The organism is [Bacillus] enclensis (assembly GCF_001456935.1).
In the GTDB taxonomy this organism is placed as follows: Bacteria; Bacillota; Bacilli; order Bacillales; family Bacillaceae_B; genus Rossellomorea; species Rossellomorea enclensis.
The window spans coordinates 1-16185 of the sequence record NZ_KQ758483.1 but is presented as its reverse complement, the minus strand read 5'-3'; the positions used below and the strand labels follow the sequence as shown (position 1 = coordinate 16185).

Sequence of the window (16185 nt, the reverse complement as noted above, 5' to 3'; positions counted from 1 at the left end):
ACGAAATCAAAGAAGAAAGGTTTCATCTTTTTACTGTTCCCATACCCTATCGAGCTGCCCGGCATAAAATTCAATCGCTTTCCGGTAAGACTGAATGGTTTTGTCTGCAGAGGTTTCTGCCAATAAGTTCAGTAGAATTCCCATAGCCTCACTATGCTCGTTAGTATTGTGTAATGTCATACTGTAAAAGAGTTTGAGGGCATTGTGATCCGGGAACCTTTCCATCCCATTCAATAGAACCTGTTTTGCATGTTCATATTCGCCCAATGTACGGTAGGTGCTGCCGAGCCCCAGGTATGCCCCCTGGAGTTCGCTTTCATTTAAACCGAGCGTTATAGCTTTTTCATAATATGGGATTGCCTCTCTTTCCTTTCCGAGGGCATCATGGCTCCAGGCACATTGATAATGAATGCCGGCATTACGAGGTTCTTTCTCTATCAACATTTTAAAAAGCTCTATCGAAGCCTGGATATTCCCCCCATCCCTAAGTTTGATACCTTGTTTTATCCTCTCTTCAACCGATTCAGCCCATATCTTTTTCTTCTCCGGCCTATACTCGACGAGCCAGGCATCATGCCAGTCTCCTTCATGAAGTTCATTTTGCGGCAGGATCTTAACTTTTCTGTAGCCGCATTTTTCGTAGCATTTTATGGCACGTTCATTCCAAACCATTGGGTCCATGACGAGGCGGTCGGCACGTTTTATTTCTGTCAGGTATTTTTTCACCTCATTGATCATCAGTGTCCCAATACCCTGATTCCATAGGGCGGATTCACCGATGAACTGATCGGTCCCGTAAATGACCTCCTGTGATTGGCTGTATCCATATTTATCTCGCTCTTCCTCATCTATGGGATAATATTGAAGATATCCTATCTCCCGGTCTTCAAAAGTCACGATGCATCTGGATACGGGTGGGCTCCCTTTCATAAATTTCTCTTCAACCATTTCCAGGGTAAAAGGACGGTCCCTTCCCTCATAAAATTGAAGCACCTCAGGATCGGACAGCCATTTCTTTATGATATATTTATCTTCTTCTTTAATGGGGCGGATTTTAATGCGGCCATTGGTTCGTTCCATTACTGACACCTCTTTCCACTAGTATATATTCACTGAACAGAGGCAGAAATCCTTCAGCCTGCATTTTTTGACAATCGTGTGAAAGGTTCATTGTTTTCTTCTGTTTAAGTATTTTCTTTAATGGTTAGAAGTAGAATATGGTAGACTTTCATGTTATCATTAGTTTGTGAAATGATTCACAAATATTTAAATTCGAATCAACCTATTTAAAACTTCCTAAACGTTAGGTGTGTGATGAAGAATGACAATCAAATGTACAAACAAGGTGGCCCTTATCGGCACTGGATTTGTCGGCTCAAGCTATGCGTTTGCCCTATTGAATCAGGGGATTGCCCATGAACTCGTGTTAATCGATATGAATAAGGATAAAGCGGACGGGGACGCCCGCGATCTTAATCACGGTCTTGCATTCGCGTCCCCTATGAAGATCCACGCCGGTGATTACAGTGATTGTCAGGACGCGGACCTTGTGGTGATCACGGCGGGAGCGAATCAAAAGCCTGGTGAAACCCGCCTTGATTTAGTGGAGAAAAACATAAAGATTTTTAAAGGGATCGTGGATCAGGTAATGGCGAGCGGATTTAACGGGATTTTCCTTGTTGCCACAAACCCTGTCGATATCCTTACTTATGCAACCTGGAAATTCTCCGGACTTCCGAAAGAAAGGGTCATCGGTTCCGGGACAATTCTGGATACGGCCAGGCTCCGCTACCTGGTCGGGGAACACTTTGACATCGACACCCGGAATATTCATGCATATATTATGGGTGAACACGGCGATACAGAATTTCCGGTATGGAGCCATACTACAATCGGTGCAAGCCATTTAAGCGAATTGATTGATATGGAGAATGAGGATATCCAAAATAAGTTGGATGAAATTTTCCTCAATGTAAGGGATGCAGCTTATCACATCATTGAACGGAAAGGTGCAACTTATTACGGAATCGCGATGGGACTTGCCCGCATCACCCGGGCAATTTTCAATAATGAGAACAGCATCCTCACCGTTTCTTCCCTTCTCCAGGGAGAATACGGCCAGGATGACGTGTATATCGGTGTCCCGGCGATCATCAACCGTGAAGGGGTCCGTAAAGTGGTAGAGCTTCCGCTGAATGAAAAAGAACGGCAGCAATTCGAACACTCATCAGGGACATTAAAAAAGGTTATGGAGAATGCTTTTAGCTGAAAAGAGATCGCTTCCCGGTAACTGATAGACACGCACGCCCAGATATCCTCCTCATAGACTATGGTGAATCCGTTTATGAGGAGGTTTTTCCATGTACGACGATAGACAACTATTCCCTGGATTCCCCGGTTTTCCAGGAGGAAGCCCCGGCAGCGGTTTCCCTGGCGGTCCGCCAAGCGCACCGCCGCCAGGAGGAGCGCCGGGCGGGGGGAATCAGGGGAGTCAGCAGCCTCCGCCGGGACCTCCGCCGAACTTCACACCGCAGATGACTGCAGCGCAGGGCGGGCCGAGCGTGTTGGCTGTAGATCCCGGTGCAATCCGGCGCTGCCTGTTCCGCTACACGTATATTTGGCTGCGAAGAGATCAATTCTGGTTTTATCCTGTATTTATCGGCCGGCGATCCATTGCAGGATGGAGATGGATCGGATGGAGATGGGTGTACTTCGGAATTGACTTGGATAACATCCAGTCCTTCACATGTGTGTAGGCGATGACGATGTACTCGTACCCTTCTTATTTTCGAACAGGTGCAGAAAACAGATCAGGAACAATCAGGGTCACCGGGGAGCATACAATCTATGTAGACCCTGATCAGGCAATTATTTCGATCGGTATCGTTACAAAGAGCGAGGACCTTGAAGAGGCACAGGACCAAAACCGGCAAATTTCCAGCCGGGTTGTGCAATCACTGAGAGGGAATGGGATTCCTGAAAAGGACATCCAGACGTCGGGCTATCAGATTTTCCCACAATATAATTACGAAGACGGAAAGCAGGTCTTTACAGGTTATGAGGTACGGCATGTTTTCAGGATCACCGTGAACAATGTAGACACTCTCGGGAAAATCATCGATGATGCCATAAAGAGCGGCGCGAATCGTGTTGAAAATATTCAGTTTGTAAATTCTGCCCCTTCCGCTGCCTACAGGCAGGCGCTCTCTTCTGCTTATCAAAAAGCATATGAGAAAGCGCGCACACTGGCGGGTCAATCTCATCAGCAATTGAACCCTTATCCTAAATCCATTACGGAGCATGGGGTTTCTGCCGAAACGGTATTTGCCCCCGCTGCCTTCGTTAAAGCTGCTGAAGAAAGCACCAGCCTGCAGCCCGGCCAGATCGGGGTGACCGCTTCCCTTACAGCAGAATTCCGTACGAATTAAACAAAGCCCGTCCATCCCTGCTTAAGCAATGGAGAAACGGGCTTTGTTTTTTTATCCGCCTAACGATGTCGATTTTCTTCCGCATGCTTCCATGGCGGCCAAAATGGAGCCTTTGAATCCATTTTTCTCAAGGGCAGCAACTGCTTCAATCGTAGCGCCGCCGGGAGAGCAGACAGCATCTTTCAATTCACCTGGATGTGTGCCTGTCTCCAGCACCATTTTGGCAGCACCGAGAACAGCCTGCGCTGCCATTTTGTACGCTTGTTTTCTTGGAATCCCTTGAAGGACCGCGCCATCTGCGAGTGCTTCAATGAACATGAATACATAGGCAGGGGAAGATCCGCTGACCGCAGGGATCGCATCCATCAAACTCTCTTCAACCGACTCAGCTTTCCCGAAGCTTCCTAATATGGTGTAAACCTCATTCAATTCCTTGTGGGTCAGCCGGTCATTCACACAATAAGCCGTCATTCCTTCCCCTACCAAAGAAGGGGTATTTGGCATCGTACGCACAACCTTGACCGCTTTGCCAAACCGGGCTTCCATCCAGTCCAGGGTGATCCCGGCAGCAATCGTCACGATGATGACATCTTCTTTTATATCATCTTTTATTTCTGCAATAACCTTCTCATACTGGTCCGGTTTGATGGAAAGGAATAAAACATCCGAGAAACCTGCTACAGCCAGGTTATCCTCTGTACATTCAACCTGAAATTTTTTCTCGACTTCCTTACGTGTTGCAGCCGTCCTCGCACTTGTCATGACGGCACTTCTATCAACTATGTCAGCCTTCAGGATTCCGCCTAATATGGCCTGGGCCATATTGCCGCAGCCGATGAATCCAATCGTTTTCTCCAATGAGCTTCACCTCTGTCTTTCACTTTTGTCTTTTAGAATCATACCAGACTTTCTTCTCTCCGTAAAAAAAGACCCTGAAGCGCTCATTGCCGCAGGGTCTAAGCGATTTTCCTATTCTGTCAGCTTTCCACAATGGGGACACAGCGTTTTCTTATACTCTTTCCGCAGTTTTTTATGACAGTGTGCACAGGTCTTGATGTATTGCGGCTGATCAAACAGATCCTGGGATAAGCCGTACCCGCTTTTAAAGGTTTTCCTTGTCAGCCGGACGAGAAGACCGATCACGCCACCCGTCACCAGCAGTGCCCAAATCATCCCTTTATCCTTTCGCCTGTGTGAGAATTGCCTGGTAATCAAGGCTCACAATCGGTTCATCGTTCAACAGCCTTTCTTTCAATCCTGACAGCAATGACTCCTCGGCTTCTGATAAATTGGTCAGATCCCATTTTTTATGGAAAACCGAGTAAAGGGTAAAATCCCTCAATGATAAAAATGAAGGAAGACGGGCAATCATTTTTTCATCAACTGAATTCTCTTCGAGGTATCCATTTAGAAAAGCTTTTAAAAACGTCTCTCCAAATTCGGATCTCTCCCGAAGATTCCCTTTTCCATGTTTCCACCATACAGAATAATAGAGGGGTATTGCTAAATCACTCATGAAGAAGAACTGCATGCTGTCATCAAAGTCAAACACGTGCATCTCTCCATCATGATAAAAAAAGTTGCCTGCGTGGATATCAGAATGGATGATACCGAAGATTTCCGGGGTCTCATCCAGCTTTTGCAGCTCCTTTTTGTTCTTTTCTGCTTTCTCAATAATCACAGCGTCTTCTTGAGTAAGGTACTTTGAATAGCTGAGTATATCATCTTCGTCCCAGCGTTCCCTCTGGTATTCCCCAGCTTTATATTCTTTCGTGAGCCTGTGCATTTTCCCGGTTACCCTACCCCATTCTTTAAACAGGGCTTCATCAAACAGGGGATCATTGACCCTCACCGGTTTTCCGGGTGCTTTATCAAATAAACATACATAAAAGCAGGTATCGCCTGCTTCCAGCTTTTCTACTAATCTTCCTTCACGTGAACGATTGGCAAGTGAGACATTCACACCGTTTTCATGCAGATAATTCACCCATCTCAGTTCAGCTTCAACATCGATGCCTGACCGGTGTGAACTGTGAGTCAATCTTAATATGTAAGGCGTATCTCCTTTATGCACCTCATATACATAGTTTTCAAAGTCTCCAAGCTTCTTTGCCCCGGAAGCTTCGCATCCGAATTTCCCGGCCGCTTTTTCCAGGAGTTCCTCACTGAATAATTCTTCTATCCATTTTTCCATCTTTATTCTCCTTACACGTGATTATTCCTTCAGCAATGCAACCCGGTACGGGTATAACTCGCCTGTCATGATTCCATTTTTCACAGCCGGATCTTCCTTCATAAATTCTTCGGCCTCTTCTTCATTTTCCGCTTCAAACACAACAATACCAAAGGCATGTTCTTCCTCATTCAATGTTCTGCCGGCTAAGATGACTGTACCTTGGTCTCTGAACTTCTTTAGTCTTTCGAAATGTGCCGTTACGAAATTTTCATCTTCAGCAGTCCAATTTTCTTGTTTAAATAAGCGCGGAATCAGCTTTAATACATAGATATATTCCATGAAACCCCTCTTTTTTTTATTTTTTTTACATTGCTATAATTCGACTTCCATGTTCCAATCTCCTTTTATTCTTACTTTTGGAAAACCCGGCTGGTGGAGTACAAATAAAAAAACCAACCCCTTGGGCTGGCCGATTAATCATTGATACTTTGAAATGTAATTCCTTTTTGTTTCATTAAATATTGAAGAGCCGTCCTGAATGAAAGGAAGCTTTTCACTTCCAGGATCTGCTGCACACCGGAATTCACTATGATCTGCGTAAGGGACGGGTTGAACCCGACAAAAATGACTTCTATACCCATCAGGGAAATGGCTCTTGCCATATTTTCGATATATGTGCCGAACACTTCCAATTCACAGATCTCTTTTTCTGTAATGGCAGAGAAGTCTATGATGATCGTATTGATCTCCTCCTGGTAAGAGACGTTCAGGATCCTTGTGATGATCATCTCGAAACGCTCTGGTAAAAGGCGGCCGGTAATCGGGACAAGAATGGTTTCAGGGACGATGGATGGTATGATGGGAGCTGAGATATCCTTGATTAATTCCTCAGATTCTTCCAGTCGTTTTTTCAGTCTGGCGATTTCATCTTTTAGCTCATGGATTTGCGTTGATTCGTTTATCATTCTAAACCTCACCATATCTATATATTTTAGGCCCGTTTAAAAACATCACCCTTAAAAGAGCCATATTAAACTAGAAATAATACTCCTATCCCCATTTTAGCATCAAACCTTTGCAAAAGAGTACTGTTTTTTACAGGTAACGGAACATCACCCTCAAAAAGCTAAAAACCAGCCTTTCCGGCTGGTTTTTATCACGCGTATGCTTTTTCTTCTTCTTTCTTGAAGAAGCTTCTCATGGCATGGAATACATCGGCTTTTTGCTTGAGGATATAATAACGGAAGTCTTCATTCTTGATGTTTTTGTAAGCGGACATGAGGGTTGAGTGACGGTTATACTGATTAACTTCACCATATCCAAACATGCTGGATACCTTCATTAACTCTTCAACAAGCTTGACGCAGCGTACATTGTCAGAAGTTAAATTATCTCCATCCGAGAAATGGAAAGGATAAATGTTGTAACGTGATGGGTTGTATTTCTCATCAACAAGTTCCAGCGCTTTTCTGTAGGCTGATGAACAAATCGTCCCGCCGCTTTCTCCTTTTGAGAAGAAATGTTCTTCCGAGACGACCTTCGCTTCAGTATGGTGAGCAATGAACTCAATTTCTACGGTCTCATATTTCGTCCTTAAGAACCGCGTCATCCAGAAAAAGAAACTTCTGGCCATATACTTTTCCCAAACGCCCATACTTCCGCTTGTATCCATCATCGCTAAAACGACTGCTTTGGATTCAGGCTTCAATACTTCATTCCACGTTCTGAATTTCAGATCTTCGGTTATAATCGGATGAAAGCTCGGGGCACCTTTCATGGCATTCCTCTTAAATGCAGACATCATCGTTTTCTTCTTATCAATATTCCCCATAAGTCCCGTTTTACGAATATCATTAAATTCAATATGTTCCACGGTCTGGACATCCTGCTCTTTCCTTTTCAGGTTCGGAAGTTCCAACTGACTGAATAGCGCATCCTCAATTTCCATAAGGGACACTTCTGCTTCATAATAGTCTTCTCCTGCTTTATCTCCTGCTCCCTGCCCTTTCCCGGGACCTTTTTGCTGCTGGGAACCATCTCTGGCAATTACATCTCCAACTTGACTGTCGCCGTCTCCCTGTCCTGCATGTTTGTTTTTATCGTAGTTGTAACGTATTTTATACTCATCTAACGAACGGATCGGAATTTTGACGACATCACGGCCATTGGACATAATGATGTTTTCTTCAGTGATCAGATCAGGTAAATTATTTCTTATTGCATCCTGTACTTTCTCTTGATGTCTTTGCTGATCATCGTGACCTTTGCGGTGGAGGGCCCAATCTTCCTTGGAAATGACAAACTGATGATTATCCATTTGGCTCAAACTTTTTCCCTCCTTAAAAAATTTTTTCACACTTTTTCTTTACGCTGCATACACTATGTTGACTGCCTAATCTACTGACAATTTCCCCTTTAAAAAGGATGAATCGGGGATTACTCTATCCTATGCAGAAGTATCGATAAATTTACAAATAATTTCGACAATTGAAGGTTCTTTTTGAAATTGGACGAGCCTGTTTTTCTGTTTATACAACGCTGTTGATTTCCGTGCAAGGCTTCGCTTTCCGCGGGCGGTTGGTGAGCCTCCTCGGTCGTACCTCCCTGCGGGGTCTCACCTAACTCGCTTTTCCCGCAGGAGTCTTCGCCTTGCACTCCAATCAACAGCTGAAAGAACAAAATAGAACTTTCATTAAGCCCCTTTATTAAGGCAATATGTAAATCTCCTACTTTATATTCTTATGAAGACAAATCTATGCGGATACATAAAAAATAACCAGGTGTTTTCCCCTGGTCAGTTCATCTTAATCCTCTTCGTATTGAGCCGGATCTTGTATTCGGTTATTGTTCTTCAATTCTCCGCTGGAACGCAATTTCTCCATTTGCTTTCCCAACTTGATCAGTTCCTCCATATTGGAGGCCATGGTTCCGTTAAAAGGTACCGGTTCTTCATGAGGCTGAGGTTTTGAAGGCATGCCCTTCACCTGCTTTCCTATGAGAGATGGTCCCGGCTCTATCTATCTACATTGTATTTTATTCTGATTTTTCTGTCAATATTTCCGCTATTTATCTTTTTCTTTATATTGAACAGGATCTGGTTGTTTGTCGTCTTCTTTCAATTCCTCGTTCGTACGGAGCCTGTCCATCTGCTTTCCGAGCTGCTCCATCTCTTCCATGTCATGGGCCATGGATCCGTTGTCCGGTTCATAGTTTTTATCGAGTTCCTGTTTTTTGTCCACTTCTTGTTTCTTGGTCATTGTGTATCACCTCTTACCTTTTACATTTCCCCGTTCTGTTCTTTAGTAAACGAAAAAAGAACGGGATGTGGACTCACACCCCGTTCTTGATATTCTTTTGTTATCTGTTCAGCAGGCTTCCGACGTAGCGGAGCAGTTCGTTGGCTGATGTTGAGTTGTAGCCGTGCTCGTCGATGAGGCGGGCGACGACTTCGTTGACTTTTTTGAGCTGCTGTTCATCCGGCGTCTTGGTGGATGTGGTGATCTTGACGACATCCTTCAGGTCGGCAAACAGCTTTTTCTGGATTGCTTCACGGAGGCGGTCGTGTGAATTATAGTCGAACCGCTTTCCTTTGCGCGCATAGGCCGAGATGCGGATGAGAATCTCTTCACGGAACGCTTTTTTCGCATTTTCAGAAATGCCGATCTGCTCCTCAATCGACCTCATAAGCTTTTCATCCGGATTGATTTCTTCACCGGTCAGTGGATCATGAAGCTTCGCTTTATTGCAGTAAGCCTCGACATTATCCAGGTAATTGTCCATAAGCGTTTTAGCTGATTCTTCATATGAATACACAAATGCTTTCTGAACTTCTTTCTTCGCAATGTCATCGTATTCTTTTCTGGCAAGCGAAATGAAATTCAGATATCTTTCCCTAAGCTCATTTGTTATGGATGGATGCTGATCCAAACCTTCCTTAAGGGCCCTCAGGACATCAAGCGCGTTAATGGTCGGTATCTCTTTACGAATGATCGTAGATGAAATCCGATTGATCACATAACGCGGATCGATTCCGCTCATTCCCTCATCCTGGTATTCTTTCTTCATTTCATCGACATCTGCGGAGTTGAAGCCCTCCACACTTTCCCCGTCGTACAGCCGCATTTTCTTGATCAGGTCAATGTCGCCGCGCTTCGGTTCTTTTAACCGGGTCAAGATGGTGAACATCGCCGCGACGCGCATCGTATGCGGTGCAACGTGGACGTTCGAGACGTCACTTTCCCCGATCATTTTTTCATATATCTTCTCTTCCTGGGTCACTTTCAGATTATATGGAACCGGCATTACGATGATACGCGAGTGCAATGCCTCGTTTTTCTTATTAGAAATGAATGACCGGTACTCTGTTTCATTGGTATGCGCCACGATCAGCTCATCCGCAGAAATCAGTGCAAATCGTCCCGCTTTAAAATTCCCTTCCTGAGTGAGGGATAATAAGTGCCATAAGAATTTCTCGTCACACTTCAGCATTTCCTGGAACTCCATCAGCCCCCGGTTTGCTTTATTCAGCTCACCATCAAAACGGTAGGCACGCGGATCTGATTCGGAACCGTATTCAGCGATCGTCGAGAAGTCGATGCTTCCCGTCAAATCGGCAATATCCTGGGACTTCGGATCGGATGGGCTGAACGTACCGATTCCGACACGTTTGTCTTCCGAGAAGAAGACCCTCTCTACCTGGACATCCTCGATCCTTCCCTGATACTCCTGTTCAAGCCTCATTGTATTCAGCGGTGAAAGATTCCCTTCGATACGGATGCCGTATTCCTTATGGAAATCCTCACGTAAATGCTGAGGGATCAAATGAAGCGGATCTTCATGCATCGGACATCCCTTTATGGCAAAAATAGCTCCCCTGTCTGTCCGGGAATACTGTTCCAAACCGCGTTTCAGCATAGATACAAGCGTCGATTTACCTCCACTGACCGGCCCCATCAACAACAGAATCCTCTTTCTGACATCCAGCCGTTTCGCAGCAGGATGAAAATATTCTTCTACAAGTCTTTCCAGCGCCTCTTCTAAGCCAAATAACTGATTGCTGAAGAATTTATATCGTCGTTTCCCATCTACTTCTTCGACTCCAGCATCCTTGATCATATTGTAGACTCTAGAGTGAGCTGATTGACCAATCCAAGGCTTTTCCTTCAACAATTCCAGGTACTGAGCAAACGTCCCTTCCCATTTCAGTTTCACTTCTTCTTCGCGGTAATGTTCAACTTTTTTTAAAATATCCATATGGACCTCCCCCTGTCGCTTAATGAGAGACGATTAATATACTGTATGCGCTTGTTCACTCTAAAATGTTAAGAAGTTCTGATTAATCTTCCTTTTGAAGTTAATGAATTTGCAACAAAAATATTCCACTTTCATTCACAACTTTGAAAAAATAGGCTATACTAAAGACAGACTGTGGAATATGAAACTGGAGGTTTACCAATTATGGGTACAATCATTATTTTAGGTGTGACTGCGGCATTCCTTACAGCAATCTTCACTGCTGGATATAACGACAAGCCAGGTTCAAACTAAGTTACAAAAAACCCCGGGAGAGCTCACGCTTTCCCGGGGTTTTTTGAATTATTTCTGCCTTTCCTCAACGCTTATCAAACCCGCGTCCCTGTACAAATTCCTTCATATACATTCTCTTCTTCCCTGACAGCATCTTCGCCATCTGACCGGTCCATCGGTCGGATCGTTTGCCGCCGGTGCGCTCATGATAATAGGAAGAAATCGTTTCATCATAACGGTCGAGTTCAGCTCTCATTCCTGCTTCATCAGCATTATACACATCTTCATGATAGACGGCCCCCATCGGGAGGCGCGGCTTGACGCTTGAATCCCCCGCCGGATATCCTACTGCCAGTCCGAATAGCGGAATCACACGATCTGGAAGCTCCAGCACTTCACTCACTGCTTCCAAATCGTTGCGGATGCCCCCAATATAGCAGATGCCCATCCCCATTGATTCGGCTGCAATCGAAGCGTTCTGGGCGGCAAGTGAGGCATCGATCAGTGCCACCATGAATTTCTCTGTACTTTCCAATGAGTGGATCACATCAGAATTTTCCCATCTTCCGATATTCTCATGCCTGTACAAGTCCGCACAGAACACGAAGAAGTGGCCATTCTCCTCTACATAGCTCTGATTGCCTGCAATCTCGGCCAGTTTTTTCTTTTTAACGGGATCCTTCACACCGATGATAGTGTATGCCTGAATATAGCTCGACGTACTTGCTGCCTGTGCGCTTTGGACAATGGTCCGTATCTGCTCGTCGGACAGCGCCTCATTTTTAAACTGACGGACCGAACGATGATTTAAGATGGTCTCAATTGTCTGGTTCATTATGTACTCCTCCTAACTTCATTACCTATAGTATAAGCCAATTAAAAAAAGGAATGAAAATCATTTGATTCTCATTCCTCCCTTATCATTTCGGCAATTCCCTATGAAGACCCGGATAATCACGCTGCCTTAAGGCTTCATAAATCAGGATGGCAGCCGTATTGGAGAGGTTCAGTGAACGGACATTTTCATTCATTGGAATCCTCAGGGCACGATCCAGGTTATTTTGGATCACGTCATCCGGCAGTCCCGTCGTTTCTCTTCCGAAGATGAAGTAATAGTCCTTATCTTCGACACTGTAATCAAAATTCGAGTGCGGGATCTTTCCATATTTGGTCAGGTAGAAGAACTCGCCGCCTTCATTCTTCTCAAAAAATTCATCAAGGGAATCATAGTAAACGATATTTACATATTGCCAATAATCGAGCCCTGCCCGCTTCAACATTTTATCATCTGTTGAAAACCCAAGTGGACGGATCAAATGCAGCGTCGTATCGGTGGCTGCACACGTCCTTGCGATATTTCCCGTATTTGCCGGGATCTCTGGTTGATATAGTACGACATGTACTCCCATGTATGTCACCTCATTCATAAAACTCTATGTGACATTATACCATTTATCAGCGGGAGGACAACACTTAACGATCATCCACTATCGTGTAAAACTTATATTTGATGTTTGGTGTGTACGCTGTGGAATCTTCATACTTCCAATACCTCATCCTGCTGTTGAAGGTATGAGCATTGACAAGAGGCATGCCGTCAGCATCACGGCCTGTGACGATCGTCGTATGATCGAAGCGCCCGTCTCCTTCGAAATCATAGCAGATGACGTCACCCAGCTTCAGTTTATGCGGACCCTCCGCCTCCCTGGCCCTCAGTCCGATTGTGGACTGGGGCAGATGCAGCCGCATCGAATTTGCCACCGTCCAGCTATAGCTCCACCTGTTGTTCCTCATCCACCACCCTTTTCCCTGCGAAGGGTATCCCCTCATCGGTGCATCACCGGCATGCAGGCACTGAGAAATATAATTCGTACAGTCATTCTCGAACTTCCGGTAAGCGGGATTGTACGTATTCCACCATTTCTCTGCATATTGAACAGCCTTTAGCCGATTGTACTGATATGTGACCCTTTCACCCTCCTCGTCCGTGAGGGAATTTTCTTCAGTGGTAACTGCCTGATCAACCGCTGCTGTCTCTTCTTCATCACTGTAAATCCGTCCGTCATAATACACCGCCCGCCGATTTTCCATTTCTTCTTCCAAATAAATGAACGATCCTTGTTTCACTAAATATTTATAATGAACATCATACAGGACTGTCTGGGTTTCATCGGGTTGTGTGGATACCTCTTTTACTTTACCTGCCGCTTCCACTTTGACGATTTCCGCATGCCTGTTTTCGCACGATTCTTTCTTCCGCTTTACTTTATCATGCTGAAAATGGGACAGTCCCCTCGTTGTATATTCACTGATCACATCGTTGATCGTATCCATCAGCAATTTTCTGATCATCGTCTTCCCTCCTCTTTTCATTTCTATGAGGGAAACGCCTTTTTCACAACAAAAAAGGATAAATCCAACCTTCCATTGGATTTATCCTTATCCCGCATCAGGTGCAAGCATCCGCATGCCCTTTTCAATTTCAGCCAAGACCTCGTCATCTGTTTCAACCGACTGCTTTGCCAGTAATGCTTTTTCCGCTTCGGCTCCACCGATTTTCCCGAGAGCCCACGCAGCGGTGCCCCGCATGACCGGCCGAACATCGTTTTTCATCACATTTATCAAATCTTCAACAGCAGTTTCGTCTTTGTAATGAGCGAGCGCAATGATGGCATTCCGCTGAATCGGCTTCTTGCCTCTCCATGAACCGGAAACGTGCCCGTACTTTTCCTTGAATTCACGGTTGCTGATCGTGAGCAGCGGTTTTAACAAAGGCTTCGCAATTTCCGGATCCGGCTCCATTTCTTGATGGAAATGAAAGTCCTTCCCTTTATTTTCGGGACAGACGGTCTGGCAGGTATCACAGCCGTACAGCCGGTTTCCAAGCTTCACCCGGTATTCATCGGCAAGGAAACCTTTTGTCTGCGTTAAAAAAGCGATGCATTTCTGTGCATCCAGCTGTCCGCCTTCAATCAAAGCCCCTGTCGGACAGACATCCACACATTTATTGCATGTCCCGCACTGATCCTCCATCGGTTCATCCGGTTCAAAAGGAAGATTCGTCACCATTTCCCCAAGATACACATAGGAACCGAATTCAGGGGTGATGATAGAACAATTCTTTCCGCTCCATCCGATCCCCGCACGTTCGGCAACAGCACGGTCCACAAGTTCTCCTGTATCGACCATCGACTTAAAGCGGGCCTCCGGAATGCGTGAAACGATATAATCTTCCAATTTAGCAAGACGGTCCCGCAGCACATGATGGTAATCAGCACCCCATGAAGCCCTGCAGAAAATGCCTCGTCGTTCTCCGCGCTTGCTTTGAGGGGCATCCTTCATCCTGGAAGGATAGGCAAGGGCAATGGCGATGATCGATTTGGGTCCGTCGAATATAAGGGATGGATCGACCCGTTTCTCGATATCCTTTTCTTCAAAGCCTGATTGATAACCAAGCATCTCCTGCCGGATCAGCCTGTTTTTCATTTCAGAAAAGGTATTGGCAGTAGTGAATCCAATTTTATCTATACCGATTTCCTTGCTGTATTCTATGATATCCTGCTTCAGTTGATCAAAATCCATTGCAATTGCCTCCTTTCCTTATATATAAATGTATTGAATTCTTATAAATGATTACAGCCGATTATTATGATAAACTATTTCAAACGAAATGTGGAGGAAAAATAATGGAAATCACTATACATTCATCAATTACTTCAGCTGTACCCGGTTTCAAAGCCGGGGTCATTCATTACCATGATATCGAAGTCGGCGATTCTCCTCAAATGCTGAAGGGAAGGCTTCAGTTATTTCAAGAATCCATTTTCTTCGAACTTCAGGATAAGAACGTTACTGGCATTGAGGGTGTAGCTGAATGGCGGGACGTATTCAAAATGACGGGAAAAGATCCGAACCGCTACCGCCACTCTGCTGAAGCCCTTTACCGGCGGGTAAAAAAGCAAAACTATCTTTCGACAATCAACTCGGCCATCGATCTGAATAACTTTTTCTCTTTACAGTATGAAGTACCGATCGGGATCTATGATCTGGATAAGCTCAAGGGAGGTTCGATTGTGTTAAGAGTCGGGCAGTCCGGAGAAACCTATACTGGACTGAACGGGCGGGAAAATTCATTGGAGAACCTGATCATTGCTGAAGATGAGTCCGGACCATTCGGCAGTCCGTTCGTTGACTCGAATCGTGCACCCGTTGGGGATGAGACTAGAAATGCAGTACAAATCATTTTCTTGAAGCCTTCCCTCCCTGTAGAAGAAGGCGGGAAACTGACGAAATCGCTGATGGATATGTTCGTCGGCATTCATGGCGGCGAAGGTACTTATGAAGTGGTTGGAGGATAGGCCTGTTTTTTGCAAAAAGATGAAGATGATTAACCCGGATCCCATTCGAATGATGAGTTTCGGGTTATTTTTTATGGGATTGGTTGTTTTTACGCTGCTGGAGTCACTATTTAGATATGTGCCGTAGAGGTAGGGGGTTTTATAATGACCAATACCACTAGAAGTGGGGATTGGAGGCTGATTAGACCGTGATTCTTTTAATTTGCAGAGTTAGAGGCGTTTATGTAGGTCAAATTCACGTATATTAGAGTGTACGGCGCTGATCAAAACGTGAAATCTTTTAATTTGACTATTTCGGGGCTTTTATAATGGACAAAATCACATATATTCGAGCGTACGTCGCTGATTAAATCATGAATCTTTTAGTTTGTGGACTTCTGTCAAGAAAATGGACACCTAAAAATGAGAATGTTTTAGCTGAAATCCCTACCGCACTTTCGTTTGGTGGGGCATTAGAAACAATCAATCTAAAACCAAGATTGATTGCCTCTAACGCCTAAGATGAATTTATGAGATTGAGTCCAGGTTTGAACGCTGATAATTTCTCTCAAAATTGTTTGGGGAAAGATACCCCAGCTTTGAATGTTTTCTTCTCTCGTTGTACCGGTTTGAAATATAGTGGTTAATGACTTTTGTCGCTTCATCCCTTGTTTTAAATCTAGAACGATAGATAAGTTCTTTTTTGATTGTCGCATGA

19 protein-coding genes are annotated in these 16185 nt (G+C 44.7%); 4 read left to right on the top strand and 15 right to left on the bottom strand.

Annotation, left to right across the window (positions count from 1 at the left end; translation table 11 throughout):
- Positions 1 to 30: 30 nt before the first annotated feature.
- Positions 31 to 1080, bottom strand: a complete 1050-nt coding sequence (locus AS034_RS23405; protein ID WP_321203269.1) for a tetratricopeptide repeat protein — start codon at positions 1078 to 1080, stop codon at positions 31 to 33.
- A 241-nt stretch (positions 1081 to 1321) separates the two neighbouring features.
- Here AS034_RS23405 and AS034_RS07850 point away from each other — a divergent pair, with 241 nt between their 5' ends.
- From AS034_RS07850 to AS034_RS07840, 3 genes are all read left to right on the top strand, one after another.
- Positions 1322 to 2269 (top strand): L-lactate dehydrogenase, encoded by a 948-nt coding sequence (locus AS034_RS07850; protein ID WP_058298119.1) that lies wholly within the window; start codon positions 1322 to 1324, stop codon positions 2267 to 2269.
- Positions 2270 to 2360: 91 nt separating this feature from the next.
- Positions 2361 to 2756 (top strand): hypothetical protein, encoded by a 396-nt coding sequence (locus tag AS034_RS07845; protein WP_058298118.1) that lies wholly within the window; start codon positions 2361 to 2363, stop codon positions 2754 to 2756.
- Positions 2757 to 2759: 3 nt separating this feature from the next.
- Entirely contained in the window at positions 2760 to 3428 is a 669-nt protein-coding gene (locus AS034_RS07840) for an SIMPL domain-containing protein (RefSeq protein ID WP_058298117.1), read from the top strand.
- Between the two features lie 51 nt (positions 3429 to 3479).
- On the opposite strand, the gene proC is transcribed toward AS034_RS07840, so the two are convergent.
- The 13 genes from proC to queG form a co-directional block, all read right to left on the bottom strand.
- Positions 3480 to 4286 (bottom strand): pyrroline-5-carboxylate reductase, encoded by an 807-nt coding sequence (proC, locus tag AS034_RS07835; protein ID WP_058298116.1) that lies wholly within the window; start codon positions 4284 to 4286, stop codon positions 3480 to 3482.
- 111 nt (positions 4287 to 4397) lie between these two features.
- Entirely contained in the window at positions 4398 to 4601 is a 204-nt protein-coding gene (locus AS034_RS07830) for a hypothetical protein (RefSeq protein ID WP_058298115.1), read from the bottom strand.
- 4 nt (positions 4602 to 4605) lie between these two features.
- A complete protein-coding gene (locus AS034_RS07825) occupies positions 4606 to 5622 on the bottom strand; it encodes a phosphotransferase enzyme family protein (RefSeq protein WP_058298114.1) in 1017 nt (338 codons plus the stop codon).
- 21 nt (positions 5623 to 5643) lie between these two features.
- Positions 5644 to 5943 (bottom strand): YciI family protein, encoded by a 300-nt coding sequence (locus AS034_RS07820; RefSeq protein WP_032089355.1) that lies wholly within the window; start codon positions 5941 to 5943, stop codon positions 5644 to 5646.
- Positions 5944 to 6077: 134 nt separating this feature from the next.
- Complete coding sequence (locus tag AS034_RS07815) at positions 6078 to 6569, bottom strand: STAS domain-containing protein (RefSeq protein ID WP_032089356.1); 492 nt, start codon at positions 6567 to 6569, stop codon at positions 6078 to 6080.
- A gap of 191 nt (positions 6570 to 6760) precedes the next feature.
- A complete protein-coding gene (yhbH, locus tag AS034_RS07810) occupies positions 6761 to 7921 on the bottom strand; it encodes a sporulation protein YhbH (RefSeq protein WP_411159365.1) in 1161 nt (386 codons plus the stop codon).
- Positions 7922 to 8408: 487 nt separating this feature from the next.
- On the bottom strand, positions 8409 to 8579 hold the full coding sequence (locus tag AS034_RS22705; RefSeq protein ID WP_098151221.1) for a hypothetical protein: 171 nt from the start codon (positions 8577 to 8579) through the stop codon (positions 8409 to 8411).
- A gap of 87 nt (positions 8580 to 8666) precedes the next feature.
- Positions 8667 to 8861 carry a hypothetical protein gene (locus AS034_RS07805; RefSeq protein WP_032089358.1) on the bottom strand — a complete coding sequence of 65 codons (195 nt, stop codon included), beginning with the start codon at positions 8859 to 8861 and terminating at the stop codon, positions 8667 to 8669.
- 100 nt (positions 8862 to 8961) lie between these two features.
- Positions 8962 to 10857, bottom strand: a complete 1896-nt coding sequence (locus AS034_RS07800) for a PrkA family serine protein kinase (RefSeq protein WP_032089359.1) — start codon at positions 10855 to 10857, stop codon at positions 8962 to 8964.
- A 358-nt stretch (positions 10858 to 11215) separates the two neighbouring features.
- Positions 11216 to 11965 carry an oxygen-insensitive NADPH nitroreductase gene (gene nfsA / locus AS034_RS07795; protein ID WP_058298113.1) on the bottom strand — a complete coding sequence of 250 codons (750 nt, stop codon included), beginning with the start codon at positions 11963 to 11965 and terminating at the stop codon, positions 11216 to 11218.
- A gap of 85 nt (positions 11966 to 12050) precedes the next feature.
- Positions 12051 to 12539: a tRNA (uridine(34)/cytosine(34)/5-carboxymethylaminomethyluridine(34)-2'-O)-methyltransferase TrmL gene (gene trmL, locus AS034_RS07790; protein ID WP_032089361.1), complete on the bottom strand. Its 489-nt coding sequence runs from the start codon at positions 12537 to 12539 to the stop codon at positions 12051 to 12053.
- A gap of 64 nt (positions 12540 to 12603) precedes the next feature.
- Positions 12604 to 13479 carry an amidase domain-containing protein gene (locus tag AS034_RS07785; protein WP_244888149.1) on the bottom strand — a complete coding sequence of 292 codons (876 nt, stop codon included), beginning with the start codon at positions 13477 to 13479 and terminating at the stop codon, positions 12604 to 12606.
- Between the two features lie 90 nt (positions 13480 to 13569).
- Entirely contained in the window at positions 13570 to 14712 is a 1143-nt protein-coding gene (gene queG, locus AS034_RS07780) for a tRNA epoxyqueuosine(34) reductase QueG (RefSeq protein ID WP_058298112.1), read from the bottom strand.
- A gap of 104 nt (positions 14713 to 14816) precedes the next feature.
- On the opposite strand from queG, the gene AS034_RS07775 reads away from it, so the two are divergent.
- Positions 14817 to 15488, top strand: coding sequence for a B3/B4 domain-containing protein (locus AS034_RS07775; protein WP_058298111.1), 672 nt, complete (start codon positions 14817 to 14819; stop codon positions 15486 to 15488).
- A gap of 507 nt (positions 15489 to 15995) precedes the next feature.
- Here the strand turns inward: AS034_RS07775 and AS034_RS07770 are convergent.
- The gene (locus AS034_RS07770) at positions 15996 to 16160 is read right to left on the bottom strand and encodes an IS3 family transposase (protein WP_082641752.1); all 165 of its coding nucleotides are present in this window, start codon (positions 16158 to 16160) and stop codon (positions 15996 to 15998) included.
- Positions 16161 to 16185 lie beyond the last annotated feature (25 nt).

Coding starts and splice junctions, on each gene's coding strand:
- AS034_RS23405 (WP_321203269.1), bottom strand. CDS start 1,080: ATGGAACGAACCAATGGCCGCATTAAAATCCGCCCCATTAAAGAAGAA.
- AS034_RS07850 (WP_058298119.1), top strand. CDS start 1,322: ATGACAATCAAATGTACAAACAAGGTGGCCCTTATCGGCACTGGATTT.
- AS034_RS07845 (WP_058298118.1), top strand. CDS start 2,361: ATGTACGACGATAGACAACTATTCCCTGGATTCCCCGGTTTTCCAGGA.
- AS034_RS07840 (WP_058298117.1), top strand. CDS start 2,760: ATGACGATGTACTCGTACCCTTCTTATTTTCGAACAGGTGCAGAAAAC.
- AS034_RS07830 (WP_058298115.1), bottom strand. CDS start 4,601: ATGATTTGGGCACTGCTGGTGACGGGTGGCGTGATCGGTCTTCTCGTC.
- AS034_RS07825 (WP_058298114.1), bottom strand. CDS start 5,622: ATGGAAAAATGGATAGAAGAATTATTCAGTGAGGAACTCCTGGAAAAA.
- AS034_RS07820 (WP_032089355.1), bottom strand. CDS start 5,943: ATGGAATATATCTATGTATTAAAGCTGATTCCGCGCTTATTTAAACAA.
- AS034_RS07815 (WP_032089356.1), bottom strand. CDS start 6,569: ATGATAAACGAATCAACGCAAATCCATGAGCTAAAAGATGAAATCGCC.
- yhbH (WP_411159365.1), bottom strand. CDS start 7,921: ATGGATAATCATCAGTTTGTCATTTCCAAGGAAGATTGGGCCCTCCAC.
- AS034_RS22705 (WP_098151221.1), bottom strand. CDS start 8,579: ATGCCTTCAAAACCTCAGCCTCATGAAGAACCGGTACCTTTTAACGGA.
- AS034_RS07805 (WP_032089358.1), bottom strand. CDS start 8,861: ATGACCAAGAAACAAGAAGTGGACAAAAAACAGGAACTCGATAAAAAC.
- AS034_RS07800 (WP_032089359.1), bottom strand. CDS start 10,857: ATGGATATTTTAAAAAAAGTTGAACATTACCGCGAAGAAGAAGTGAAA.
- nfsA (WP_058298113.1), bottom strand. CDS start 11,965: ATGAACCAGACAATTGAGACCATCTTAAATCATCGTTCGGTCCGTCAG.
- trmL (WP_032089361.1), bottom strand. CDS start 12,539: ATGGGAGTACATGTCGTACTATATCAACCAGAGATCCCGGCAAATACG.
- queG (WP_058298112.1), bottom strand. CDS start 14,712: ATGGATTTTGATCAACTGAAGCAGGATATCATAGAATACAGCAAGGAA.
- AS034_RS07775 (WP_058298111.1), top strand. CDS start 14,817: ATGGAAATCACTATACATTCATCAATTACTTCAGCTGTACCCGGTTTC.